Below are 26,114 nucleotides of genomic sequence, written 5' to 3' on the forward strand. Positions count from 1 at the left end.
GTTCCAGTTTTAATATGCAAAATATAGCGTGAGGTTGTAATCTAAAATTTATGCAAGCTTTTGATATAAGGCTTGGTACTCTTTACTGTTTGCCATCAAACTTTGATGAGTGCCAGAGGCATTAATTTTGCCCTCTTGCAGCAGATGAATTTGGTCCATCTTCGCCATTGCGGTCAAACGGTGGCTAATCATCAGTAAGGTTTTATCTTTAGCAAACTCAAATAGTAAACTTAAAATTTCCCGCTCAGTACGCTTATCTAAGCCTTCGGTGGGCTCATCGAGTAATAGTAATGGTGCGTCACGCAATAAGGCGCGCGCGACACCAATACGGCGCTGCTCGCCGCCTGAAAGCTGCCGCCCACCTTCACCAATCCATAGTTCCAGCGGTTTATCGCCCGTGAGTAAGGTGCTAAGCCCGACTCTTTGCAGCACTTCAATCAAACGCGCATCATGGGCGGTGCGTTTTTCACCTTCGACAACCGGTAAGGCCAATACTAAGTTTTCACGCAAGGTGCCTGCAAATAGATAAATCCGTTGACTCACCACAGTAATCGCCTCACGCAGACCGCGCTCGCTATAGTCTGAAAGTACATGACCATCGAGTTTGATAAGTCCTTGCTGCGCCTGCCATTCCCGGGTGATGAGCGCCAATAAGCTCGACTTACCGCAACCCGTTGGCCCAAGTAGCGCAACTTTTTCTCCGGCTTTGATTTCAAGGGACAAACCTTGCAGCACACTTTGCCCTTCACGATAGCCAAAATGGATATCTTCAATCAACAGCGCCCCCGATTTGGCTCTTAAGCCTGTATCGGTCATAAATTGAATATCGGCCTCTTGTTCGGTGATTTCATTAATCCGCGTCGCCGCGAGTACGCAGCCAGACAAATGCTGAAACGCGCCCGCAATCGGCATCATCATTTCCACGCAGGCCATAGTGGCAAACACCATAAGCGCAAACATAGGCCCTGGCGGTACTGCATCGCCTACCCCTTGAGCGGCTAAATACAGCATCATAATCAAGGCTGAACCCGTTGAGATAATCAACATGGCTTGGCTGAGCGCGGTAATATTGGCCATCGCACTTTGGCTTTTGAACAAACTAGCCTCTGCCTCATTCAATTTTTGCCTAAATCTGTCGTTAGCGCCAAATAAGCTCAGCTCGGCTTGGCCTTGCAACACATCTAATAATTGCACCCGATACTGGCGTTTTGTTTCGAGCATTGTCCGGCTTGGCACGTGTCCCAGTCGATAAAATAGTAATGGCATCACTAACCAAACCGCCACTAAGAACAGGCAAAGACTCAGGGCAAGCTTGGCATCAAACCAAGCGAGGAACAGATACAAGAGCCCCGTCATCAATAATGATGCCGCCATTGGCGTGAGCAAACGAAGATAGAGATGATCAAGGGTATCAATATCGGCAACTAAGCGATTGAGCATGTCGCCACGGCGTAACCCTTGTAGGTTTTTAGCACTGAGCGGTAACAACTTACGCCACGCCCAAACGCGTAGCTCGGTCAGTAACTTAAAGGTTGCTTCGTGGGTGGCTAAGCGCTCACCGTAACGACTGGCGGTTCGCGCTATTGAGAAAAATCGTACCCCGCCCGCGGGCGTAAAAAAGTTAAATGTTTGTGCTGTGACTATCGCTAAACCCGCTACCGCAGTAGCAGAAAGAAACCAGCCCGACAGTGACAGCAAACCTATACCTGTGATGAGGGTAATAATGGTCAGCAATAAGCCCACGGACATCATGAGCCATTGGCGCGAAAACAATCGAATAAAGGGGATCAGCACTCTCATTGGCGGTCTCCTTGAGTGATATCTGCGGCAATATCGAGCGTGGAATCAACCAAGCTAGTGTTTGATAACGGTGCAAGTTCAATATCTGCCACAGATTCAACATTCTCCCGCAATAGCGTTTGAAATAATCCTGGCGTGTTAGACAAAGTGGTAAAGTTGCCGCGCTGCGCTATCGAGCCTTTATCTAGTACGAGAATGCAGTCCATTTCATCGAGCTTATCTAATCTGTGAGTCACCATAATGCACATCTTGCCCGCCATCGCAGTGTTTAAGGCTGCGCTTACCGCTTGCTCACTCTGGCTATCTAAACTCGCAGTAGGCTCATCAAGTACAAATAAACTTGCCTGCTGTCCAAGCGCCCTTGCTAGGGCAATGCGCTGGGCTTGGCCAACAGACAGCCCTGAAGATTGCTCCCCAATCGGCGAGTCCAAACCCAATGGCTGCGCTTTAATAAACTCGGCTATATTGGCCGCAGTTAACAACTGCCAAATCTTATCATCTGGCATCGCTTGATTGGCTAAGGCAACGTTATCGCGCACTGTGCCGTGGAATAACTGCGGCTCTTGTCCAAGCCAAGCTAAGTGTTGCCGCCAGTGGGGTAAATCGACTGCTGATAACTCATGGCTATTAATCAATAAATGGCCTTTGTAGGGTAAAAATCCCAGTAGCGCATTGAGCAAACTGGTTTTACCCGCGCCACTTGGGCCAACCAAAGCTAAATGTTCACCGCTTTGGACATCAAAACTCAATGGGCCTAATAAACGCGTGCCATCCACACTGAATACTTCAAGATTATCAGCGCGAAGCGTCTGGATATTATCAATACGGATTTTTCCCGCAAACTCGGGCTCAGGATATTCAAGCAAGGTAATCAAGGCCTCTGCAGCACCAATGGCCTGTGCTTTAGCGTGATAGTGAGTGCCCATATCCCGCAGTGGTTGATAAAACTCAGGGGCTAAGATGAGAATAAACAACCCAGTAAACAAACTAAAAGGAATCCCACCCAGTTCAGGATCGGCACTCGCGCTGATATTGGCATGAGCGCCATAGTAGCCAAAATCTAAGTTACCTAAATAACTAAAACCAAAATACACCGCTAACACCGCAATCGACACCGCCGCAAAAAACTCTAATACCGCCGAGCTTAAAAATGCGAGCCGCAGTACCGACATAGTACGGCTGCGAAACTCTTCCGAAGCCGTGGCTATGACGTTAAGTTCAGCATCGCCACGGTGGAATAGTTTTAGGGTGCTTAAGCCCTTTAGTCTATCCATAAAATGACCACTCAACCTGGCCAGTGCATTGAAATTTTTACGGTTAGCATCGGCAGCGCCCATGCCGACTAAAATCATAAACATAGGAATTAACGGCGCGGTGAGCAATAAAATTAATCCTGCCGCCCAATTGAGTGGGAATACTGCCGCCAAAATAACCATCGGGATAAAACCAGCCAGACTCACTTGCGGAAGATATCTGGCATAAAAGTCTTGTAAATCTTCAACTTGTTCTAACACTATGCTCGCCCAACTGCCGGCGGGTTTACCTTTAATAAACGCAGGCCCCAGCTTAATCAGCTTGTCCATTACCGCAGCTCGGATATGGCCACGTAGGCGTTTACCCGCTTCAAAACTGGCGCGCTCACGCCCATAGGCGAGTAATGCGCGCAGTAACATTAACGTAATTAAGCCAATAAAATGCGGTATAAAAGCGGCAAGATTAACCGTCAAGGGCTGAGTGCCGCTATCACCTATAATCTCACTATTTATGAGCTTACCGCCAAGAATGACGCCATCAAGGATCGTCGCAATAAGATAAGCCTGCGCCACCATAGCGATAGCGCTTATCATCCCCAGCCATAAAGATAATTTAAGAAATCCGCCGCAGGCTTTTTTTTGCGTCTTAAGCCAAACAAGAAGGGATTTTTCTAACGACTTATCCATGGTGCTCCAACAAGAAAAAGATTAAGCGACAAATAGCAGGAATGTGTTACCGATAACCACTGAGTTTAAAACCCTTGCAACGGCTAAAAATTTCCGATAGGGACGCAGTATCGCAGGCATCTACAGCAGATGAAACCCTCCCACAAACTTTTGCTAGCAGACTCACAAAAACGCGCTAAAGATGAAAAAACTCCTGAGTTAACGGAACTTTCCCTAGCACTAGCCTGTTTGGCAAACCTAAGGTCATTTCCCATGCTCAGTGAATAGCCGCTCTCAGCATTCAAAAAACAGCGAGCTAACCTTAAGTTAGCTTGCTGTTTTTTGAGAGCCAAATCTTACAATCAAACGATTTTTAAAAGCTTAGCCCTTATTGCACTGCACCGTATTTCACTAGTACATGCCAGAGCAACTTAAGTTCGTGGGCGACTTGGGCGCGATTACCGCGTTCGCGCCAATGCTGCGGCGAATGGTATAAATCCCGCATTGCCACGCCAATAGCGTGGGCATCAACCCTATCGTCTATCGCGATACGGCTCGCCAGTGATGGCATAGTCGGACCACGAAAATCGCTCGGGATTTGCGCCGTGTGCAAACTAAAACCGTCGTGATATTGCAGTTCGATATCGTACTTATCGCAAATATTGCTTAACGTTAACCCAATATCCGTTCCCTTAAAGCTGGGATCTGCCACCAGCATGGCAATATCTTTATCGAGGGACACATCGCCGTGGATCTGGGCCTCAATATAATGGTCGAGATTATTTGATAACGGGCGCTCAAAACGTGCTAGCAAAGAAGCGTTGAGCTGATGCGCCAAATAATGGATCACATTTAATGGCTTAAAATCCGATTTCCCTAAAGCATAATGGCGCTCAAAACTCTCGGTTAGCAGCGCGGCTAAAATGTCATCAAAACAGGATAACGTGCCCTTTTCTTTGGGATTACGGTACGAATCAAGATAACTAAAGGTTGAGCGTGCCAGCACATCTGTTTGGGTCAGTAAATAGCAACTACCAAAACGGGGGGCAGGGCCATCCTGCCACATGCCCAGATCGAGTGCGCCGTACTTAGGCCGTGATTTAGTGCCCTTATAAACATGACCAAAAAGCTGATTTTCCCAATGATCTCGAGGGCCACCTAACTCAGGCGACAACTGACCATTAGAGATATGGGTTTCAAATTGGCTACGGTATTGGCCATCGCGCAGTAAACCTTCAGCCACTGTCATACCACGGCTATCAATTTTATCGGGATGGAAGTGTAATGCAATTCGGCCACAGTGGAATAACTGCTTGAGGGCGAGTTGCATCTCATGCATAGGGATATTTGACATCTGTTGCACATTTTTAATTACAGCAACGGCCTGTTCGCTGCGTCCACGAGCAAGGCGTTCAATATGCTGTATGGCTGTCATAATTCACCTATTAAAAGAGGTCGTTAACCGTTTACGAAGATGTTTTATCCTAAAATAAACATCCACACTATAACAAGCATACATAGACGGAATCTTAAGTTACATCAGCGATACGGCTGTGTTAGCGCGATAGATTAATAGCCTTCATTTTATACCAATCTACTGATGACGAAGTGATCTAGCATTCACTTATGTAACATGTGTAAAAATCGGCCTATTATTGCGTCTGAATATCTAAAGATAGGCTGGTGTAATGCAGCGTCAATGACTGCCAATAACCCACCTGATTAATATATGACACGTATTTAGCCACTAAGTTGCGCCATCCCCATTTTTGCTTACAAGGTTAGCAAGCCTCTCTTCAGCAGTCTGGCAAGCTATTTGTGTGCCAATATGAATGAAAACTGGCGTAAAAATCTATATTCGATGGCACTTAAGAGGCCGATCCTGTAAGCTGCACGCCCGCCAGCAGACCTGGCTATTGACCATAAATGCAGCAAAGCGTTGCCACAAGAGACCAATCTATGAGTTTTACCTCCCTGGGCTTATCGGCCCCGATACTTAAAGCCGTTGCCGAACAAGGCTACGACACACCTTCGCCAATCCAAGCTCAAGCTATCCCCGCTGTGCTTGAAGGCAAAGATGTGATGGCGGCCGCCCAAACAGGAACAGGTAAAACAGCAGGTTTCACTCTGCCTATGCTAGAACTCCTGAGTAAAGGTAACCGCGCCCAAGCAGGCCAAGTGCGTGCATTAGTGTTAACGCCGACTCGCGAATTGGCGGCTCAGGTTGCAGAAAGTGTTGAAACCTATGGTAAGAACTTACCACTGCGTTCGGCGGTGATATTTGGTGGCGTGCCTATCAATCCACAAATCGCTAAATTGCGCCACGGTGTTGATATTTTAGTCGCAACCCCTGGTCGATTGATGGATTTGTACAATCAAAAAGCGGTGAAATTCAGCCAGCTTGAAATCTTAGTGTTAGATGAAGCCGATCGCATGCTCGATATGGGCTTTATTCGCGACATCCGTAAGATTCTGGCCATTTTACCTAAGCAACGCCAAAACCTGATGTTCTCAGCCACCTTCTCCGACGAAATTCGTGAGCTGGCTAAAGGCTTAGTGAATAATCCGGTCGAAATTTCGGTTACGCCACGTAACGCGGCGGCAACCACAGTTAAACAGTGGATTTGTCCTGTTGATAAGAGTCAAAAGTCAGCGTTGTTGATCCAACTCATCAAACAAAACGATTGGCAACAAGTGCTGGTATTTTCGCGCACTAAACATGGCGCCAACCGTTTAGCGAAAAGCCTTGAAGATGCGGGCATTAAAGCCGCTGCTATCCACGGTAACAAGAGCCAAACTGCCCGAACTAAAGCCTTGGCCGATTTTAAAAATGGCCAAGCACGCGTATTGGTTGCGACCGATATCGCCGCCCGTGGTTTAGACATTGATCAATTACCACAAGTGGTTAACTTTGACTTACCAAACGTGCCAGAAGATTATGTGCATCGTATCGGCCGTACTGGCCGCGCGGGGGCATCGGGTCAAGCGGTATCACTGGTGAGCAACGAAGAAATTAAACTGCTGAACGATATTGAACGTCTGATCAATCGCGTGTTAGACCGTGAAATGGTTGAAGGCTTTCACCACGCATTGCCCGAATCACGTTTAGGTGGTGGTGGAAAAAGTAACAATAAAGCAGTAGCGACTCGTAGAAACAGCCGTAGCTCAACGCCATCGACCTCACGTGAAGGTGCACCAAGAAGCGTTGAACATAAAGACGGTCAACGCAGTGGTGACGTGGCCCGTGGCCACAAGCCAAACGATAAAAACCCACGACACAGCAATGATGCTACGAGTGCGCCACGCGCCGATGCTCAAGCACGCCCACCGCGTGCAAACGATGGTCGTGCAAATAGTTCAGGCGCTAGTCGCCCTAGTGAAGGCCGTTCTAGCTCAGGCGAGAATCGTAGCCAAGCAGGTGACAATCCTTACGCTAATGGCCCAAAGAAAAATACCCGTCGTCCAAATAATGGCGCGAGTCGCCCGAGAAACTCGCAGGACTAATTTACAGAGCAAATAAGCTTAGTTTGCAGTCCTCTTTGTACTTGAGCGAATACTCTCAATAAAAACGCCCAACTCCACACGGAGTTGGGCGTTTTTTATAGGTTTAATGACACCAATACTAAACCTTAAGCCCTATACCGCGTGAAACGAGATAATAAGCTAACGTCCACAGTGCAATACAAAAACCAATCATGATACCGATAGAGAGCGGCACGCTAATATCAGCAAAACCTAAAAAACCATAGCGGAACACGTTGATCATATACACTATCGGGTTAAGTGCCGACACGCCTTGCCAGAAAGGTGGCAAGAGGGACAGCGAATAAAACACGCCGCCCAGGTAGGTTAATGGCGTGAGCACAAAGGTTGGAATGATACTGATATCATCGAAACTCTTAGCGTAAATAGCGTTAATTAAGCCTCCCAATGAAAACAATACAGAAGTTAAAAACACCGTCATTACCACAAGTCCTACGTGATGTAAGCTAATGTCGACAAAGAACATCGCCACTAATGTCACGATTAAACCCACACAAAGACCGCGAGCGACACCGCCACCGACATAGCCTGCAATCAATACATAATGGGGCACTGGCGCAACCAATAGCTCTTCTAGATTACGCTGAAACTTAGCACTGTAAAATGAGCTCGCCACGTTCGAGTATGAGTTAGTGATCACCGACATCATGATCAAACCTGGGGCGATAAATTCCATGTACGTTACGCCGCCCATCTCACCGATACGGCTGCCGACTAAATTACCAAAAATCAAAAAATACAAGGTCATGGTAATCGCAGGCGGCACTAATGTTTGCAACCAAATCCGGGTAAAACGATTGATTTCTTTACTTAAAATACTTTTAAAGGCGATAAAATAGAGCTGGTTCATGCTGAGGCTCCCGGTGTTTTATTCACGAGTTCGACGAAGAGTTCTTCTAAGCGATTAGATTTGTTACGCATCGATAACACTTCCACATTAGCCGCACTTAATTGGCTAAAAACATCGTTCAGATTATGATCTTTCGCCACATCTACCTCTAAGGTATGTGGGTCGGTTAACCGACAAGCCATGCCATCAAGCACGGGGGCGGTTGAAATATCGCGGCGAAGATCGAGAATGAAAGTCTCCACATTCAACTGGCTCAGCAGCGCCTTCATACTCGTGCATTCCACTAAGATACCGTTATCGATAATGCCAATATTACGACATAGCATTTCCGCTTCTTCGAGGTAATGAGTGGTCAGGATAATCGTCACGCCCTGTTGATTAATTTGTTTAAGAAACTCCCACATAGAGCGGCGCAGTTCAATATCGACACCTGCGGTAGGCTCATCTAAAATCAACAACTTAGGTTCGTGCATGAGCGCACGGGCGATCATTAATCGCCGTTTCATGCCGCCGGATAATTCCCGCGATGGGCTATTACGTTTTTCCCACAAATCGAGTTGGCTTAAATATTTTTTAGCGCGCTCGAGGGCAACAGGTTTAGGCACGCCATAGTAACCCGCCTGATTCACCACAATCTGCAACACGGTTTCAAACTGATTGAAGTTAAATTCCTGAGGCACTAAACCAATGCAAAGCTTGGCATGTTCTAGCTGGTTATCGATATCATAATCAAAGACTTTGACCGTACCTGAACTCTTTTGCACTAAGGAGCTAATAATACCAATCGTGGTAGATTTACCCGCACCATTAGGGCCGAGCAAGGCGAAAAAATCCCCTTGATTGACTGTGAGGCTAATACCCTTAACCGCTTCGACGCCGCCTTTATAGGTTTTTTTAAGCCCTTCGAGTACCAGAGCATGGGTAATATTCGCCATATTTGTACCGTTCCTTACATATTAAGAAAGTAATAAGATGGTGCTAAAAAACACAATTACAATGATGGGTTGCTGAACTAAGGTAAACAAGTCGCTAATTGATTGAAAAGCTAGCCTTTAATGGTTCAATTATTTATTTTAATCTTTGTATAAGCGCTAAAAGTAAAACTCCCGCCTGCTGCGGGAGTTTTAAACAATATCGGACACTTAATCGAGTGGCACGACTTTGGCGATATAAGGTAGATTGCGATACTGCTCCGCATAATCGATACCATAACCGACAATAAACTCATCAGGGATAGTAAAACCGATAAAATCGACCTTTACATCTACTTCACGGCGCTCAGGTTTGTCCAGCAAAGTACACAGCGCCAAACTCTTTGGCTCACGCAGCAACAGCATTTCGCGCACTTTGCTTAAGGTGTTACCAGAATCAATCAAGTCTTCTACAATCAGCACATCACGACCCGAGATATCGGATTGCACATCTTTCAGCACTTTCACATCCCGTGAGCTGGTCATAGTATTGCCATAACTGGAAACCGACATAAAATCGATTTCAACATGGCCTTTAATGCGGCGACACAGGTCAGCCATAAAGACCACTGAGCCTTTTAATAGGCCAACCATCAACAAACGTTCACTGTTGGCATAATGAGCATTAATCAGCTCGGCCATTTCATCTAATTTCTGGCTTATCTCTTCTGCAGAGATCATCACTTCGGTGGTGTGTTTCATATAAGTCTCAATTGTCGAGGTCGCGGTTAGACTGTTTGTCATAACCCCAGCGACTCGTTAATGCATGGTCAACGCCCAAATGATCGAGAATTCGAGCGACCATGAAGTCTACCAGATCTTCAACCGATTGGGGATTGTGATAAAAGCCGGGAGCGGCAGGCATAATCGTCGCGCCGAGGCGAGAAAGACTTAGCATATGCTCTAAGTGTATGGCGCTAAAAGGTGTTTCCCTTGGTACTAGGATTAATTGGCCACGCTCTTTAAGCACCACGTCAGCAGCGCGTTCGAGTAAATTATTACTCATTCCAGTGGCCACCGCGGCCAAAGTGCCCGTCGAGCAAGGGCAAATCACCATTTGCTTAGGCGCAGCGCTGCCCGATGCCGGTGGCGAAAACCATTCATCTTTGCCTAAAACTACCAATTCGCCAGCGATACTCACGCCTTTTTCATGCAACAAAGCCAATAATTGTGCATGGGCTTTTTCACTATTGGCGCTGAGTTGTAAGCCGTGTTCAGTCGCTAATACCACCCTAGCGGCACTGGAGATCATTAAAAACACTTGATAACCCGATACCAACAGACACTCGAGTAACTTAAGCCCATAGGGAGCACCCGAGGCGCCCGTCCACGCTAAGCTAATTACCTTTGTCGACTTTGTGTAGCTCATCTTAAACCTGCTCTACAGTTGAAGCCTGTTCTAATGCGGCCAGCAGCTTCTTATGTAACCCACCAAAACCACCATTGCTCATGACCACTATAGTGTCACCCGCTTTAGCGTTAGCGGCAACTTTAGCCACGAGATCATCAATTTGATGTAATACAGTTACCGGGATCACCGCCGCGTCCATCGCTTCTTTCATATTCCAATCGATGCTATCTGCTTGATATAAAAATGCTTCGTCGGCCTGCATCATGGAGAAAGCCAGCGTATCTTTATGTACACCGCTCTTCATGGTGTTTGAGCGTGGTTCTAATATTACGGTAATTTTGCTCTGTCCGACTTTAGCGCGCATCCCTTTTAATGTGGTTGCGATAGCGGTTGGATGATGGGCAAAATCATCATAAACGCTGACACCTTTAACGGTTCCGAGTAATTCGAGTCGACGTTTAGGTGGCATAAACTTAGCTAAAGCTACTATTGCAGCGCTAGGTTTAACACCCACATGGCGCGCAGCAGCTATGGCCATAATGGCGTTTTCAATATTATGTTGCCCAATTAAATCCCATTGGAGAATACCTTGGGACTCACCCTCAAAAAATACTTCAAATTGATGGCAATCATCACTTAAGGCTTTGCCGTACCAGCCGCTGAGTGACTCAGTCAAATGATAGGTTTCTTGCTCGCTCCAGCAGCCCATATCAATGGTTTGCTTAACTGCTTGAGAATCTGCGGGCCAGATGATCTTGCCTTCACCTGGAACCGTCCGCACAAGGTGATTAAATTGTTTTTGAATTGCGGCTAGATCAGCAAAAATATCGGCATGATCAAATTCAAGATTATTGATCACTAAAGTACGTGGATGGTAATGCACAAATTTTGAGCGCTTATCAAAGAAGGCACTGTCGTATTCATCGGCTTCAACCACAAAAAAAGCCGTTTTACCTAAACGCGCCGACACACCAAAATTTTGCGGCACACCACCAATTAAGAAACCGGGTTCATAACCACAATCGTCTAAAATCCACGCTAACATGCTGGATGTAGAGGTTTTACCGTGCGTTCCAGAAACCGCTAATACCCAACGTTCAGGTAAAATATGGTCAGCTAAAAACTGCGGGCCTGAGATATAAGGAATGCCAATATTCAACACGGCTTCAACACAGGGATTGCCACGGCTCATGGCGTTACCAATCACCACTAAGTCAGGATACTGTCCGGCTTCACCCAGCTGACTAGGATCAAAACCTTGAATAAGCTCAATACCTTGGTCTTCAAGTTGCGTGCTCATAGGAGGATAGACGTTGGCATCTGAGCCCGTCACTCTGTGACCTTTTGCTCTAGCTAATAATGCTAAACCACCCATGAAGGTTCCACAAATTCCTAAAATATGTACGTGCATACGGCTCGCTCTGCTGTTTTGGATTCAACGCCATTCTAATCCATCGGACGACAGATTGGCAGGTAACAATCAGGGAAAGCACTGCAATCGCAGATGAAAAAACCTAGACCAATAGATCCAACCGCTGCGTTGCTGGCTTGATATTGTAAATAACATAACAGCGCACGTTGCCAAAAAATCGAATAAAATGTGCGATGGTGAAATAGACTGACTAGCTTAATTTACTATAGAGATTAGCGTATTGACTGCGATGACGATTAAATAAAAACCGCCGTAGAGCGTCACGCTCTTCCGATTCAGCTTTAAACTTAACAAAAGCTAAGCCTTTTTCAATTCGAATAGGCTTAATATCAACGCGCATTGTTTCTCCATTAGGCAGCTGCAATTGCAGATCTTTGCTGCTGAGTAATTGCTGCGAAGATGGAGCACGAATAGCCATACCCGAACTGGAAAGCGACTCAACTGACCACTGCTCACCTTGGTCATGGTCAAATATCCACACATCATCGGCGTGGGCTAAACGCCAACAGCGTTCGACGCCTGATACATCTAATACTTCAGGTACGCCTAAGGTTGGTTGAAATAGACCAAAATCATCGACCTTAATGCGTAGCGGAAACCAGAGTTTATAGGCCCCGACTTCGGCCAATAGTGTGAGCTTTGCCTTGCCCAAAATAGAGGCGACTACTTGGGGCACTTCGGTTGTCACCGTCAGTAAATGATTAACGAGGGGATCGTTAGTCAAGGCAGTGCCCACACGAGTCTGCGAAAAAAGGGCGCTAAAACAAGCGAGCTCCTCCGCTGATAATCGAGGTTCATCTATCATGATAAGTTCACCCAAGTTAAGATTTCTAATACAAAAAGTACCACTAAGGCACCAGGTTGTACATTTTTAAGCCAAATACTGGCAAAAAACGAAATGTAGGCTAGCAGGGCTAAATTCAAGATACCATCAGCCATTTGTGCTATTTAACTTAGAAAATACAGTAGGTTGTTATTCTTTGCGGTTAATACTGCTCGCGGGTGGAGCTAATAAAATATGTAATCGCTGCTTAACACTCAATCCTGGCCTCACTACCTCAGCAAACATGTCTCGCCATTCGCTAAAAGTCACTTTAAGGGGATTAAAGCTATTCACAGGCTTGGTAATGCCATAGACCACGGTTTCAATTTCTAGCTCAAAGGTGCCAAACAACCTATCCCAAATAATCAGTACTCCCGCATAATTCTTGTCTATATATTGGGGATTACGGCCGTGATGTACCCTATGGTGTGACGGCGTATTAAGAATCCATTCCAGCGGCCCGAGTGACTTAACCGATTGGGTATGCACAAAAAATTGTAATCCAAGATTCAGTAACACCACAAAGATGACCCAATTGGGATCAAAGCCGATTACCACCAGTGGTAACCAAAATACCCACATGCCGGCAAAGGGATACATTAAACTCTGACGAAACGCAGTGCTAAAATTCATATTCTCAGAGCTATGGTGCACCACGTGAGCCGCCCACATCCAGCGGACTCTGTGGCTCGCCCTGTGGAACCAGTAATAACAAAAGTCCTGCGCGACCATCAAGGCAATAAAGCTCAATGGGCCCATTTCAATATCGAATAACTTCCAACCAAAAATCGCCAAATACAGCTTAGCGATCAGCAGACCAGTGAGCAGATCAGCGCCTTGATGCATGGCCGCGAGGCTGAAATTACACAGCACTTCTTGGCCGCGATAACGTGCACTTAACGGTAGCTTTTGTCTTTTATCGCCAAAGTACCATTCCAGCAAAATACACACGAAAAACAAAGGTGCGAGCACCAGCAGTAACAATTCTGGGTGCTGGATCAGCGAGGCGATATCCATATACGTTCATCCGGTTTAGTTTTAGTTTTAGTTTTTATGACGACTTAACTCATCGTCAGTGGCATATCACTGTATTTACAACTGCATGTTACCAGCGGGCATAGTGATCTTCTGTTAATCCAAGCACATGATTAAGCTGATAACGGCGACCTTGGTTATCTATAATAGTGCCGCTAAAGTGGCCTAAATACTGACGAAAATTACTCTTAATAACCCATAGATTACGTTTTTCTTGCCGACAATTACGCGCCGAAAACTGTAAATCAACTTGGCCGTTCTGGCTGTAAACTCGCCAGACCTTAGTACCCAAAGTGGCATGGCGATCAAATTCAAATTGCACAGGTCCAAGTAAATGCCGCTCACCATTAATCCAAAACACATTTTCTGTTGCGCCTGTTTCATTAACGCCTGCCGCAAGATTGAGTCCCATAATGCCTTCTTCAATCTGCGCGTTGATCGACGCCCAACGCCAACTCGTATCGCGGCGCATATAACCCGCTGAAAAATCATAACCCGCTAAGGCTTGGTTCAACGGTTGCGGCTCATGAGCTACAGTCAAACGGCCTTTAACGGTCAATCCATTGTGCTTTTGAGTATAAGTCCAACCGTTGTATCCGGTAGGAGTGCACATGGCCATAGGCAGGCTTAAGGGAGCTGGATGCAAAGTGACATCCGCTTGAATATTTGGGGTATCGATAACCAAGCGCCAAACACCTTCAATAATCTCAAAGCTTAACTGCGCCCCTTTACGGCCAATGCCACTGATGCCAGCAGCGGGCGATGGCGCCATGTCATAACCCAATCTTAAGGGCTTTAGCCAATCTAATTGGGTTAAAGAGTTGGCTTTTATGTCATACAAATAACAAAAAGCACTACCAAGATAGGCGATGTCGGCAAGCGCTATGCCGATGACATAACGCGGTGTGACTAAAGAGACAAACTGAAATTGCTTATAATCGAAGTGTTTTGCCCACTTAGATGCGGGTTTATCCATAGTATCGAAATAGGTAAAGTGGGCTAAGCCTAAGCTGTTAACTATGCCATCGAAATGGCCAAAATGAGGTAATCCGTTCGGACTGATTAAGCTATCTGGGGCAATTTGGGTTGCTATTGTTAACATGACTAGGCCCTACAAAAAGGATGAAACACACTTATATTCTCTCACCCTATGCATCGAACTTTTACTCTAACCTGTCACCACCTGCATTAAAAGAGTGCAAGGCCTAAATGTTATTTCTTTGTTACTTAAAAGTCTGATTTTATACTTATAAAATCTGCACAAACTCAATAGCACCATGCCGTACACTGTGATAATAATCCTAAGAGACTTGGCATCACATTATTAGGCAACTGCCAGTGTTTGTAGCATCAAAAGTGATTTCTGGTATGCTGTCCAAACTTTTTATTTGTATGAGAGATGCTATGAAACGGCTATTACTGACTTTAACTTTCCCCCTATTATTCACGGGCTGTGCCAGCCAAAGCCCAACTCATATGGCTTTTAGCCCTCAAGTGCCTAATATCAGCCAACAAACAGCACAACGCTCTCCGATTTCTATGGAAACGGTTGACTCTCGCAGCATCGATTATGTGGCCCGTTTTATTGAAGAGGGCACTAAAACACGGCTCATTAGCGCAAGTGAACCACCAAAACTGTTACTTGATGAGGTTTTCCGTGCAGGTTTTACTGAGGCAGGCTACCAAATTGACCCAAGTGCCACTAATGCGGTGCAGATCCAATTAGAAGAACTGCAAATGGATGTGACTAAAAAAACCTTTGGCTATGAAGCTAAGCACAGCGTGGTAATTGCAGTACAGGCGAAAAACTCTACCCAAGAGCTGGTTAAACGTTATAAGGCCAAAGGTATTTTAAAAGGCCCATTAACCCCTGACTTTGCGACCTTAGAACTGGATATGAATAAACTACTCGGTCAACTGACAGGGGAAATTTTAAATGATCCTGAGTTAAACCAGTTTTTACAACAGTAATATCGCCAGTCTTTTAAGGAAATTAATATGCTCCGCTTGATATCTGCCCTGTTGTTTCTCGGTATCAGTTTTAATAGTCTCGCACTCGATATTCAAGCTGATAACCTGTACCCCAGAGTCGAATTTGAAACGAGTCTGGGGAAAATAGTGGTAGAGCTAGATAGAACTCGCGCGCCGATCACTGTTGATAACTTTTTGACTTATGTGGTTAAAGGCGAATACGACAATACAATATTTCACCGCGTGATCAGTGATTTTGTTGTGCAAGGCGGCGGGCTTAATCCCAAATTTGAAGAACTGCCAGCGGGTAAACCAATAGCCAACGAATCTGGCAATGGCCTCACTAACAGCATAGGCACCATCGCAATGGCGCGGGAGAATGAACCGCACTCGGCCACACGTCAGTTCTACTTTAATGTGGCTGACAACACTAAGCTTGATCCATCTAAGCGCCGTTGGGGTTATGCGGTATTTGGTGACGTCATTGAGGGCAGACTTATTCTCGAAGCCATGGCCATAGTGGAAACGGGAACCAATAGGAAACTAAATTGGCCCGACGTACCAGTGACACCTATCATATTGAAAACGGCGAAATTACTACCCAAAAAGTAATTTATCTCTCATTTTGAGTAAAAGCGCTAATTTTGCTTCTATACTGTAATGACAAACAGCAAGGAGACACTATGAGAACGATTGAATTCATCGATAATAAGGCACCCCAGCTCGCCTTTTATGGCAAAGCGTTTTTGAATGGTGAACTCGATTTCCAAGAGGTTCAGCTTTATTTGTGGGACACGTTAGAGGAATGGCAACAACTGAATTCAACTGGCGAAGCACAATCAGAAATGGAAAAGGTCTTTTGGCACTTGCTCCACAGCTTTAATCAGTGGCCTGACTATGTCATTCGCGGCAATCAATATCTGCGTAAGCAAGTTAATGATTGCTGTGATTACCTGAGTTTAGGTGGCCGAGTGCCGCAGGGATGCGTCGGGATAAGACCTTAAGTTTAGCATTCCTATCGATAGAAAATGGCCCTGTTATCAGGGCCTTTTTTATCGCGCAATTCATTCCTCCCCCTTCATTTTTGTGGTCTCTTTTACTCAACTTATTAATACTGACAATCAATGCCGACAATTAATGCTGACGATAAAAACCGCTGCAAACGCTTAGCAACAGAAGATTAACGCTTAAGCCATATTCAATCATCAAAATGCGCCAAAAAAGAGCCTTGTACAAAAGGAATGCCATTAGCCCTTGAACCCTATGGCACCTTACCCGTAAGCTAGGCGGATTAAACACTTAGACTTATACCTATGCCCGCAACAGGTTTTATCCAACGCACCCTCGACGCGCTCAGTGTCTATTACCATAAGCGGGTTTTGATCCTGTTATTACTGGGGTTTTCTGCTGGTCTACCGTTAATGCTCGTCTTTTCAACATTATCGTTTTGGTTACGCGAAGCAGGGGTCGACCGCACTTCAATTGGCTATTTTAGCTGGATTGCCCTCGCCTACGCATTTAAATGGGCTTGGTCTCCCTTGGTTGATAGGCTCTCATTGCCACTGTTAACCCGATTTTTAGGCCGTCGTCGAAGTTGGATGCTCTTTGCGCAGTTATTGTTAGTCGGCGCAATTTTAGGGATGTCGTTCAGCGATCCACTCCAAGATCTTCAACATTTGGCGCTGTTCGCGTTAATGGTTGCCTTTGCGTCTGCCACTCAAGATATTGTCATTGATGCTTTTCGAATTGAATCGGCTCCACAGAAAATGCAAGCCGCATTAGCGGCTGCTTATCAAGTGGGTTATCGCAGCGCCATGATTGTCGCGACTGCTGGTGCGCTCACTATCGCAGCTTGGGTCGAGCCGGGGAATACCGCCTACAACTTAGTGGCGTGGCAAACCTCTTACCTGATTATGGCGGGTTTAATGTCAGTAGGGATTTTAACTACGCTGTTTAGCCGCGAGCCTATCGTTGATACCCGCGCCGCCGATGCCACCGAATTAGCGTTAAAACAGCGCCTAAGCGATAGTTATCCCAAAGTGGTTGCCGCTACGATGTCTTGGGTATATACGGCCAGTATTTTACCCTTTATCGACTTTTTCAAACGTTATGGCCGCAGTGCTATCCTCATCTTGCTGCTCATATCCTGCTACCGTATCTCAGATATTGTCATGGGAATTATGGCGAATGTATTTTATGTAGATATGGGATTCACTAAGGAGGAAATCGCTTATTTAAGTAAAATTTATGGCCTTATCATGACCTTAGTTGGCGCGGCTTTTGGAGGCATACTCTTAGCACGCTTTGGCACAATGAAGATTCTTTTCCTCGGCGCTTTATTGGTTGCGGTAACTAATTTGTTATTCGCGTGGCAGGCGGTAATTGGTTATAACGTATCCTTTTTAACCTTTGCAATTTCAGTAGACAATTTTAGTGCCGGTATCGCTACCGCCGCCTTTATTGCCTATTTATCGAGCTTGACCAGCAACGGCTACAGTGCAACACAATACGCTTTATTATCTTCAATTATGTTGCTGTTTCCTAAGTTTATTGCGGGCTTCTCGGGGGCATATGTCGACTCATTCGGTTATGTTAACTTCTTTGTTGCCGCCAGTATCATTGGTTTTCCAGTATTATTTTTGATCTACTTAGTCAATAAATATGCACCGCACCCCAGCACCTCGTTAATGGATGACACTGCAGAAACCAGTGAGTTAAAGCCTGATTAAACGGTCAAAGACGCGCCATAGCTCATAAATAAGCGATATACATAAGCCACACAAAAAAGCCCTCAAACCGTTAAGTTGAGGGCTTTATATTTAACTGCAAAAAAGCGATGGTATAGAGTATTTAAATTAACCTGACCTCGGCATAGTGGCTGTGGTAACTGATTAATCTTAATTTCCTTATCCAAAAAATTCACTTACAGTGGACGTTGTTTCGTTATCAAGACCCTTTTGCTACTAATAGCGGGCTATTTTGTAGCAAACTTAACGCAGATAAAGGGGGGAAATAGCCTGTAGAGACGCAGGGCTTATCCCAAGTTCAGCTTAAATTAGTCTTTAAAGTTATCAAACTGAAAAGGCTGGCCTAAATCAGACTCACGCGCCAATGCCATTACCGCTTGTAAATCATCGCGTTTTTTACCCGTCACTCGCACTTTTTCGCCTTGGATAGACGCTTGCACTTTAAGTTTACTGTCCTTAATGTGCTTAACCAGTTTTTTAGCGGTTAAGGTTTCGATGCCTTCTTTAAACTTCACCTTTAAAGAAAAGGTTTTACCACTGTGGATAGCTTTATCATCAACTTCCATCGAAGACGGATCAACATTACGCTTGCTAAGTTGCATACGTAAAATATCCACTAACTGTTTGCATTGAAAGTCATCTTCAGCAGTTAACGTCACCACGTGGTCTTTATATTCTACATCTGCGGTTTTACCACGAAAATCAAAACGAGTTGCTAGCTCACGCTTAGCGTTGTCGACCGCATTACGCAGCTCGACTTCGTTTACTTCTGACACAATATCCATTGAAGGCATAGTTTTTATGTCCTATTTCAAATTAATATGCCGCTAGTTTACCCATACACTGGCCTAAGTTGAAGATAAAGCCAAGAATAAAGCCGGATCATGGATGACATTAGTAGCAGATTTTTCTATCATGACGCTATCTTAGTATTATAAAACCTGCGCTGTGATAAATAAAAATACCCTATTTAAACTGGTGTTAGCCGTAGCCGTTGTAGTGATCAGTTATCTGGTATTTTCCAGACCGACCTATTCGCAAAGTATTCCAAATATTGACAAGGTAGGCCATCTTGGCAGCTTTTTTTGCCTCTCTTACCTTACCTATCTGGCGTTCAAACCCAAGTGGTATTGGTTATCCCTCACGCTTGCCAGCTATGCCATTTTGATTGAGCTAGTGCAATCTCGTTTACCGTATCGGAGCGCGTCTGTAGGTGATGTTGTTGCTGACTTTGCCGGTATTGCCTTGTTTTACTTTTGTAATTGGGGCTATGGTAAATACTTTCGAGCAGCTCAACTACAAGAAGATTAGCTCAAACAGCTCGCATTAATACTTTAAGGCTGACATATATGACACGCGCGGTGGATATTGCAATTTTAGGTGCTGGCGCCGTTGGGCAACTTATTTGTCGCCAACTGACTGCTGCGGGTGAGCATGTGGGATTTATCGCCCGTGATCGCCAAGAGCCCCTGTCACTCCAAGACTCTCAGGCGCAGCAATACTCGCAGTCACAAAAGCTCAGCTTTACGCCATTAATCGCAAGTGATGATAGTCACTCTCCCCAACCAATCGACTATCGCGTCCCCATCATTGCAGCCAATGCACTTGATCATATTCGTCTTGTCATTGTGTGCGTTAAAGCCTATCAAGTCATCGATGCCCTTTTGCCTTTGTTCCATCAACTCCCGCGTCAATGCCATATTTTACTACTCCACAATGGTATGGGGCCCCACTTAGCCCTAGCGCCACTGATTGAAAAAATGGAGAGTCGAGGCTTAAGCCTAGGCACAACATCGCAGGGGGTGTTACGCCAAGCCCGTTGGCAGATTAAACAAACGGGTAAGGGACTGACTCAGTTGGGGCATTTTACTGGCATAGAACTGGCTGAGCATTACCGCAGCGCCATACTGACAGCCATCCCTAACAGCGAATGGGTTGATACCATAGTGCCTTGTTTATGGCAAAAGTTGGCCGTCAATGCCGCGATTAACCCTCTGACGGCTTTGCATCAATGTCCTAATGGCGCACTGGCCAAAACGGATTTTAGCGCCATCATTGAGGGTATTCTCGATGAGTTAGTCACGGTTGCAGCGCAAGATGGCGTGCCGCTCGATAAACCTTTACTGCACGATAGGATTTACCAAGTTATCCAGCTTACCGCCGCAAACTTCTCGTCAATGCACCAAGATGTCGCGCATCAAAGGCAAACCGAGATAGACCAAATTAATGGTTATATCTGTGAACGCGCACAAGCGCACGGTTTAACCACGCCCATCAATGCTAAGCTCTGCCAACAAATCAAACAGTTAACCGTTGCGACCTAATTCATTAAAATCGTATCGCTATACTTAGTATTATTACAAAGCCATTGACTAGCTCAAAGATGCACCAAAAATGGGCGATATAATTTTAGCTTGCACCGTTTTGAATCAAATTTAGTGTTGTTTCAGTATGTGATAACGACAACATAATGATAATACATGCCTTATTCATCTGGCCTGATTCCTGCTTTATTCCATACATTGAGCCTGATATTGGTTGGAGAAAAGATTGAAACTGATCACCGCAATAATTAAACCATTTAAATTAGACGATGTACGTGAAGCCTTAACTCAGCTTAATGTCCATGGTATGACAGTGACTGAAGTGCGTGGTTTTGGCCGTCAAAAGGGCCATACTGAACTGTATCGTGGCGCCGAATATACTGTGGATTTTTTACCTAAAATAAAGCTCGAAGTGGCTATTCATGCCGATCAAGAAGAAGCGGTTGTCGATGCAATCATTGCCGCGGCTCATACAGGTAAAGTTGGCGATGGCAAAATTTTTGTCACAGCACTCGAACAAGTGGTTCGTGTGCGCACCTCAGAAGAAGGCGCCGATGCGATATAAGTCAGCCTATTGATAAGCGCGATATAGCCTCAACCTGTTGATAATCATCTTTTTTATTCGCGATTTCATAAGATTGCCGCTTTGCTATATCCCATCAAATATTGCTTATTCAATTACGGTTAAAATATCTCTTTTATCTTCACGTTATTCTCTAAGCTAACTGGTTATGCTTACACTTTAAAAACAAAAGCCCCGACGAATCGAGGCTTTAGATTAAGCAATATCGTTGAGATTACTTACTGGTATCGATAGGCTCAAAAGATTTAACCAAATCATCGATTGCTTTCATTTGCTTTAGATAATTTTCTAACTGATGCAAAGGTAAAGCACATGGGCCGTCGCACTTAGCATTATCAGGATCGGGATGCGCTTCAATAAATAAGCCCGCTAAACCTAACGCCATGCCACTGCGCGCTAACTCCGTGGCTTGTGCACGACGTCCGCCAGCAGAATCAGCTCGGCCGCCAGGGCGTTGCAGTGCATGGGTCGCATCGAAAATCACCGGATAACCCGATTGCTTCATCTCGTCCATACCGAGCATATCAACCACTAAATTGTTATAACCAAAGCTTGAGCCACGTTCACACAGAATAATTTCGTCATTACCCGCTTCATTAAACTTAGTGATGATGTGGCGCATTTCGTGCGGCGCTAAAAACTGCGGTTTTTTCACGTTGATGATGGCACCGGTTTTTGCCATCGCAACAACCAAATCGGTTTGACGCGCTAAGAATGCAGGTAACTGAATAATATCCACTACTTCAGCAACGGGTGCACACTGATAAACTTCATGCACGTCGGTGATCAATGGTAAGTTAAAGGTCTTTTTGATTTCTTCAAAAATTTTCAAACCTTCTTCCATACCTGGGCCACGGTAAGAATTGATTGAAGAGCGATTCGCTTTATCAAAGGAAGCCTTAAACACATAAGGGATCCCCAGTTTTTGGGTCACTTCGGCATAGGTTTCAGCAACCGACATAGCAAGATCGCGAGACTCAAGCACGTTCATGCCACCAAACAACACGAAAGGTTTATCGTTAGCAATCTCGATTGAACCTAGGTTTATGATTTTATTACTCATCGCAACTTCTCTCTAAAATGCTGGAACCGTTCCCAGCGATAAACTGAATATAGGGCTAAGACGGCTATGCCGCAACTGCCTGTAAAAGCTGGCCACAGAGCCATGCCATGTAAGTTCCTAATGCATAACCCAATACGGCTAATAATACTCCCACTGGTGCTAAAGCCGGATGGAATGCTGCAGCCACAATTGGAGCCGATGCAGCGCCGCCCACGTTAGCTTGACTTCCCACGGCCATATAAAATAATGGTGCTTTAATCAACTTCGCCACCAATAACATAAAGCCTGCGTGTACTAGCATCCACACAAAACCTATTAAAAAGTACAAGGGCGTGTCGAGTACTTTACTCACATCCATATGCAGACCAATGGTCGCCACTAAAACATACAAAAATGCGGAAGCCACTCTTGATGCTCCAGCAGCCTCTAGATGGCGAACGGGGCCGAATGACATCGCCAAACCAATGGTAGTCACAATCACCACTAGCCAGAAAAATTTAGAGGTTAAACTGTAATCTTCGGTCCAAGGGTAATTAACTTCAAAAAATGGCCCGAGAAAGTCAGCTGCCATATGGGCGATGCCAGTAACACCAAAACCTACGGCCACAATCAGCATCAAATCGCGTAAATTAGGAATACGCGCATTTTCAGCGTGATACTTTTCAACCTTATCTTTTAACGCTTCAAGAGCTGTAGTATCCGCGCCCGTTCTAGCATCGATTTCTTTCGCTTTTGAAGCCATAAATAACAACACGGCCATCCAGATGTTGGCAACAATGACATCTACAGTCACCATCACAGAGAAAATATTGCCACCGACTCCATAAATTTCTTTCATCGCCGCTTGGTTTGCGCCGCCGCCGATCCAACTCCCAGCTAAGGTTGTCATACCGCGCCATACGGCATCAGGACCATCGACCCCAATCAAAGAGGGTTCGATAATCGATACCAAAAATAATGCAATCGGGCCACCAATGACAATACCCACAGTGCCAGTTAAAAACATAATTAAAGCTTTGGGGCCTAGACTTAAAATAGCTTTAAAATCAACACTTAGTATCAGCAACACTAAACAAGCGGGGAGTAGATAGCGCGATGCCACAAAATACAGTTGTGAGGTATTAGCGTCAATGACGCCAAAGGTGTTCAATAACGAGGGTAAAAAATAACATAATAAAAAGGCAGGAATAAAACGATAAAACTTTTGCCAAAATGGATGACTGCTACTACTGGTATAAAATACAAAACCTAAAATAATCGCGAGTATCCCTAACGCCGTGGCATCGTTCGTCACTAAAGCCGTGCTTGTCATGTTAATTGCTCCCTGTTGATTCAGTTATTATTTTATTTATATTAGAGACTTAACCTTAAGTCTTTGAGTCAAATTCTTCGTTGGCTCAGTGTTATTATTTTTGCTGATTGAATTTTGCGATGATATAGATAAAAAGAGCCCCGAAAGGCTCTGCTTTAATGATAAATTTCTGCGTGCTCGTTAAGTTCTTTGAGCTGCATTTTAACGATTTCGATCACCGGATCATGCGGGCTATTATCGACAAAGTGCTGTAAATCCGCAGCCGCCACACTAATACAGCCCAATTGCTGGGCGATAAATGCGCGTTCGCGATTTAAATGCACATCGTCGCTATGCCATTGCAGTAGTAGACTACAACATTCCATCGCCGCCTCAAATTGGTGCGATACAATGCAACCGGCTTTAAGCTCATGCAGCATACGCGTCAGTAACTTTTTTACCGTAGCGGGTTTTAAATAGCTTTGCTTAAGCAAAGCGGCATTACCCAGCTCACCGCGCACTAACACATGTAACTGGTGACGAGTCAGCGTTTTACCCGTTAAAGGGTCAAGATAACTCACTTCTCCGGCAATTTTGCAACGTAACACAGTATTACCTGGTAGCAATATGGGTTCAAACTCAAGATCTAGCTGTTTAGCCAATAACATCAACACCGTTGCCAACGTTGTACTATTGCCTTGGCGGCTAATCAAACAAGTGCCTAAATCTGCCGCCTCAGTGCTAAAGTAGTTATCACGTACGCAAAAGCCTAAGTCGTTATAAAACCAATGCAACAGCGCATTAAAGCGCTGTTGTTGATCGACTAAGTAATGACTTAATACCGCTCCCGCCATTTCAAACCAAGCAAATCTAGCCGCTTCAAGTTTAGAAAATCCAAGGTGCGCACCTATATCCAATGCCGACTCAGGCAATGAAATGCCATCTTGCAGAGTGTAGTTACTCATTAACCCAATAATACCGCTTGTTTAAAATGAGCCATTTTTGCAGCATAAACCAACCAACCAATAGCACCCAAAAAGGCGAATACTTTGAACAGTTTGTTTCTATTTGATTTTATTGCGATCACGCCTAAGGCAATATAGGCGACAACGGCACCGATTTTTTCGGTTAACCATGGATCTACAAAAGGAAATTGTTGGATCATAAAACACAAGGTTAAGCCAGATAGCAGTAGAAAAGTGTCAATCACATGGGGAGCGATTTTGATCACTTTCTTATTCATTAGCTCAGACTGACGTAAATGCAGCACAAAACGAACAGTTAAAAAGAGCGCGCTTACGGCAAGCAAAGTTAAATGCAGATGCTTAGTTGCAGGATATAGACTGTAAAAAGTTTCCATTGCGATACTTATGGCCTGTGACAAAGGCGCTAGTTTACCCTAATCCGTTACGGCATACCAATGCCTATCAACCCTGAATAACAGCGCAAACCACATAAAAAATCAAATGAGAAATGATGATGAATTTAAACTTAATTAATGACGAATCAACCGAATTTGCCGATGCAGTAAAACAAAAAATCGTTGAGTTCAACCAAGTGCAATGGCAAGAGCTTAGCCGTAAAAATCTTGGGCTCAAATTACAAAATGTAGAGGGCAAACTACTAGCCGGTATTAGCGGCAAAACTTTCGGCAACTGGTTTTTAATCGATTACCTGTGGGTTGATGACAGCCTAAGGCAGCAAAAAATCGGCACTCGTTTATTGTTAGCGGCAGAAAGCCAAGCAAAGGAACGTGGCTGCCAATTTGTATTACTCGATACCCTAGATTTTCAAGCCAAGCCCTTTTACGAGCACCACGGCTATAAAGTGCAATGGATACAACAAGCTTACCCAGAAACCGGCAGTAAATTTTTTATGTTGAAGGTATTGTGAACTTGGCCTCAGCGATCATAACAAGAGCTTAATCATCCCGAATCTTAGTCACTCTAAAACAAGCGGTTTATATTTTAAAAGGGTTAACCTATCAGTAAGTCAGCGTTGTCATTACAATGACTCGCAGCATGTACATCCGTGTATGCTCGTCCGTGGTATCCATGACTGTGCTTAATCCAATGAAGCTTGGCGTATGTCTGCCCCAATGGCACAGTTTCAGGCAAGAAAAAGCCCCAAGCGAATGAGGCTGATTGATAAAGATTCACCTAACACAAACTTATGAACAATCTCGTAGTCAGTGACTCTTTTTCATTATTACATTTCAAACCGACGAAGTTTAAATTTGTAGTCATCATCTACCGTGAATCGTTTTACTTGACTGCTTTGGCTTCAGGGCGGGATCATACTTTGTTACAGTAGGGAACTTCTTCGTATCTGCATGATCTGATCGGACATGTTATTCTACTGAGCCTAATCCATGTCTTTATTTGAACACTTGAAACTCATCGAAGACCCTC

Annotated in this window: 25 protein-coding genes; 9 read left to right on the forward strand and 16 right to left on the reverse strand. The window is 44.9% G+C overall.

Annotated elements, in window-relative coordinates:
- Positions 1-48 precede the first annotated feature (48 nt).
- The 3 genes from cydC to ACRN9H_RS11395 all read right to left on the reverse strand — a co-directional run bounded on the left by cydC (position 49) and on the right by ACRN9H_RS11395 (position 5,154).
- Entirely contained in the window at positions 49-1,800 is a 1,752-nt protein-coding gene (cydC, locus tag ACRN9H_RS11385; RefSeq protein WP_432313755.1) for a heme ABC transporter ATP-binding protein/permease CydC, read from the reverse strand.
- Positions 1,797-3,740, reverse strand: a complete 1,944-nt coding sequence (cydD, locus tag ACRN9H_RS11390; protein WP_432313757.1) for a heme ABC transporter permease/ATP-binding protein CydD — start codon at positions 3,738-3,740, stop codon at positions 1,797-1,799. Before cydD ends, cydC begins: the two co-directional genes overlap by 4 nt.
- Before the next feature lie 367 nt (positions 3,741-4,107).
- Entirely contained in the window at positions 4,108-5,154 is a 1,047-nt protein-coding gene (locus ACRN9H_RS11395) for a DUF3626 domain-containing protein (protein ID WP_432313759.1), read from the reverse strand.
- A gap of 524 nt (positions 5,155-5,678) precedes the next feature.
- On the opposite strand from ACRN9H_RS11395, the gene ACRN9H_RS11400 reads away from it, so the two are divergent.
- Positions 5,679-7,223, forward strand: coding sequence for a DEAD/DEAH box helicase (locus ACRN9H_RS11400; protein ID WP_432313762.1), 1,545 nt, complete (start codon positions 5,679-5,681; stop codon positions 7,221-7,223).
- A gap of 118 nt (positions 7,224-7,341) precedes the next feature.
- Here the strand turns inward: ACRN9H_RS11400 and ACRN9H_RS11405 are convergent, their stop codons facing one another.
- The 8 genes from ACRN9H_RS11405 to ACRN9H_RS11440 form a co-directional block, all read right to left on the reverse strand.
- Positions 7,342-8,112, reverse strand: a complete 771-nt coding sequence (locus tag ACRN9H_RS11405; protein WP_263187566.1) for an ABC transporter permease — start codon at positions 8,110-8,112, stop codon at positions 7,342-7,344.
- On the reverse strand, positions 8,109-9,047 hold the full coding sequence (locus ACRN9H_RS11410) for an ABC transporter ATP-binding protein (protein WP_220772580.1): 939 nt from the start codon (positions 9,045-9,047) through the stop codon (positions 8,109-8,111). Before ACRN9H_RS11410 ends, ACRN9H_RS11405 begins: the two co-directional genes overlap by 4 nt.
- Positions 9,048-9,254: 207 nt before the next feature.
- Positions 9,255-9,785 (reverse strand): hypoxanthine phosphoribosyltransferase, encoded by a 531-nt coding sequence (gene hpt / locus ACRN9H_RS11415; protein WP_220772581.1) that lies wholly within the window; start codon positions 9,783-9,785, stop codon positions 9,255-9,257.
- Between the two features lie 7 nt (positions 9,786-9,792).
- Positions 9,793-10,452 (reverse strand): flavin prenyltransferase UbiX, encoded by a 660-nt coding sequence (locus ACRN9H_RS11420; protein WP_432313765.1) that lies wholly within the window; start codon positions 10,450-10,452, stop codon positions 9,793-9,795.
- 1 nt (position 10,453) lies between these two features.
- Positions 10,454-11,845, reverse strand: a complete 1,392-nt coding sequence (mpl, locus tag ACRN9H_RS11425) for a UDP-N-acetylmuramate:L-alanyl-gamma-D-glutamyl-meso-diaminopimelate ligase (protein ID WP_432313768.1) — start codon at positions 11,843-11,845, stop codon at positions 10,454-10,456.
- A gap of 211 nt (positions 11,846-12,056) precedes the next feature.
- A complete protein-coding gene (locus ACRN9H_RS11430) occupies positions 12,057-12,671 on the reverse strand; it encodes a PilZ domain-containing protein (protein WP_432313771.1) in 615 nt (204 codons plus the stop codon).
- Between the two features lie 168 nt (positions 12,672-12,839).
- On the reverse strand, positions 12,840-13,706 hold the full coding sequence (locus ACRN9H_RS11435) for a sterol desaturase family protein (protein ID WP_432313773.1): 867 nt from the start codon (positions 13,704-13,706) through the stop codon (positions 12,840-12,842).
- 88 nt (positions 13,707-13,794) lie between these two features.
- A complete protein-coding gene (locus ACRN9H_RS11440; RefSeq protein WP_432313774.1) occupies positions 13,795-14,826 on the reverse strand; it encodes a DUF2804 domain-containing protein in 1,032 nt (343 codons plus the stop codon).
- 302 nt (positions 14,827-15,128) lie between these two features.
- Between ACRN9H_RS11440 and ACRN9H_RS11445 the strand changes: the two genes are divergently transcribed.
- From ACRN9H_RS11445 to ACRN9H_RS11460, 4 genes are all read left to right on the forward strand, one after another.
- Positions 15,129-15,695, forward strand: coding sequence for a YajG family lipoprotein (locus ACRN9H_RS11445; RefSeq protein WP_220773775.1), 567 nt, complete (start codon positions 15,129-15,131; stop codon positions 15,693-15,695).
- A gap of 27 nt (positions 15,696-15,722) precedes the next feature.
- Entirely contained in the window at positions 15,723-16,307 is a 585-nt protein-coding gene (locus ACRN9H_RS11450; protein ID WP_263187571.1) for a peptidylprolyl isomerase, read from the forward strand.
- A 71-nt stretch (positions 16,308-16,378) separates the two neighbouring features.
- The gene (locus ACRN9H_RS11455; protein WP_220773773.1) at positions 16,379-16,699 is read left to right on the forward strand and encodes a hypothetical protein; all 321 of its coding nucleotides are present in this window, start codon (positions 16,379-16,381) and stop codon (positions 16,697-16,699) included.
- Positions 16,700-17,008: 309 nt separating this feature from the next.
- Positions 17,009-18,424 carry an AmpG family muropeptide MFS transporter gene (locus ACRN9H_RS11460; protein ID WP_432313776.1) on the forward strand — a complete coding sequence of 472 codons (1,416 nt, stop codon included), beginning with the start codon at positions 17,009-17,011 and terminating at the stop codon, positions 18,422-18,424.
- A gap of 326 nt (positions 18,425-18,750) precedes the next feature.
- Here the strand turns inward: ACRN9H_RS11460 and ACRN9H_RS11465 are convergent, their stop codons facing one another.
- Positions 18,751-19,236, reverse strand: coding sequence for a YajQ family cyclic di-GMP-binding protein (locus tag ACRN9H_RS11465; protein ID WP_220773771.1), 486 nt, complete (start codon positions 19,234-19,236; stop codon positions 18,751-18,753).
- A 154-nt stretch (positions 19,237-19,390) separates the two neighbouring features.
- Between ACRN9H_RS11465 and ACRN9H_RS11470 the strand changes: the two genes are divergently transcribed.
- The 3 genes from ACRN9H_RS11470 (at position 19,391) to ACRN9H_RS11480 (ending at position 21,331) form a co-directional block, all read left to right on the forward strand.
- Positions 19,391-19,753 carry a VanZ family protein gene (locus ACRN9H_RS11470; protein ID WP_220773770.1) on the forward strand — a complete coding sequence of 121 codons (363 nt, stop codon included), beginning with the start codon at positions 19,391-19,393 and terminating at the stop codon, positions 19,751-19,753.
- Positions 19,754-19,791: 38 nt separating this feature from the next.
- Entirely contained in the window at positions 19,792-20,766 is a 975-nt protein-coding gene (locus ACRN9H_RS11475) for a ketopantoate reductase family protein (protein ID WP_432313778.1), read from the forward strand.
- A 226-nt stretch (positions 20,767-20,992) separates the two neighbouring features.
- Positions 20,993-21,331: a P-II family nitrogen regulator gene (locus ACRN9H_RS11480; protein ID WP_220773768.1), complete on the forward strand. Its 339-nt coding sequence runs from the start codon at positions 20,993-20,995 to the stop codon at positions 21,329-21,331.
- A gap of 232 nt (positions 21,332-21,563) precedes the next feature.
- Here the strand turns inward: ACRN9H_RS11480 and kdsA are convergent, their stop codons facing one another.
- From kdsA to ACRN9H_RS11500, 4 genes are all read right to left on the reverse strand, one after another.
- Positions 21,564-22,412 carry a 3-deoxy-8-phosphooctulonate synthase gene (gene kdsA, locus ACRN9H_RS11485; RefSeq protein WP_220773767.1) on the reverse strand — a complete coding sequence of 283 codons (849 nt, stop codon included), beginning with the start codon at positions 22,410-22,412 and terminating at the stop codon, positions 21,564-21,566.
- A 64-nt stretch (positions 22,413-22,476) separates the two neighbouring features.
- Positions 22,477-23,724 carry a DUF819 domain-containing protein gene (locus ACRN9H_RS11490; RefSeq protein ID WP_220773766.1) on the reverse strand — a complete coding sequence of 416 codons (1,248 nt, stop codon included), beginning with the start codon at positions 23,722-23,724 and terminating at the stop codon, positions 22,477-22,479.
- A gap of 155 nt (positions 23,725-23,879) precedes the next feature.
- Entirely contained in the window at positions 23,880-24,668 is a 789-nt protein-coding gene (locus ACRN9H_RS11495; RefSeq protein WP_432313780.1) for a SirB1 family protein, read from the reverse strand.
- Positions 24,668-25,063: a SirB2 family protein gene (locus tag ACRN9H_RS11500; RefSeq protein ID WP_432313782.1), complete on the reverse strand. Its 396-nt coding sequence runs from the start codon at positions 25,061-25,063 to the stop codon at positions 24,668-24,670. Before ACRN9H_RS11500 ends, ACRN9H_RS11495 begins: the two co-directional genes overlap by 1 nt.
- 119 nt (positions 25,064-25,182) lie before the next feature.
- On the opposite strand from ACRN9H_RS11500, the gene ACRN9H_RS11505 reads away from it, so the two are divergent.
- Complete coding sequence (locus ACRN9H_RS11505) at positions 25,183-25,596, forward strand: GNAT family N-acetyltransferase (protein ID WP_432313790.1); 414 nt, start codon at positions 25,183-25,185, stop codon at positions 25,594-25,596.
- The last annotated feature ends 518 nt before the right edge of the window (positions 25,597-26,114 follow it).

This window comes from Shewanella sp. MF08487 (assembly GCF_050848685.1).
Classification (GTDB): domain Bacteria; phylum Pseudomonadota; class Gammaproteobacteria; order Enterobacterales; family Shewanellaceae; genus Shewanella; species Shewanella glacialipiscicola.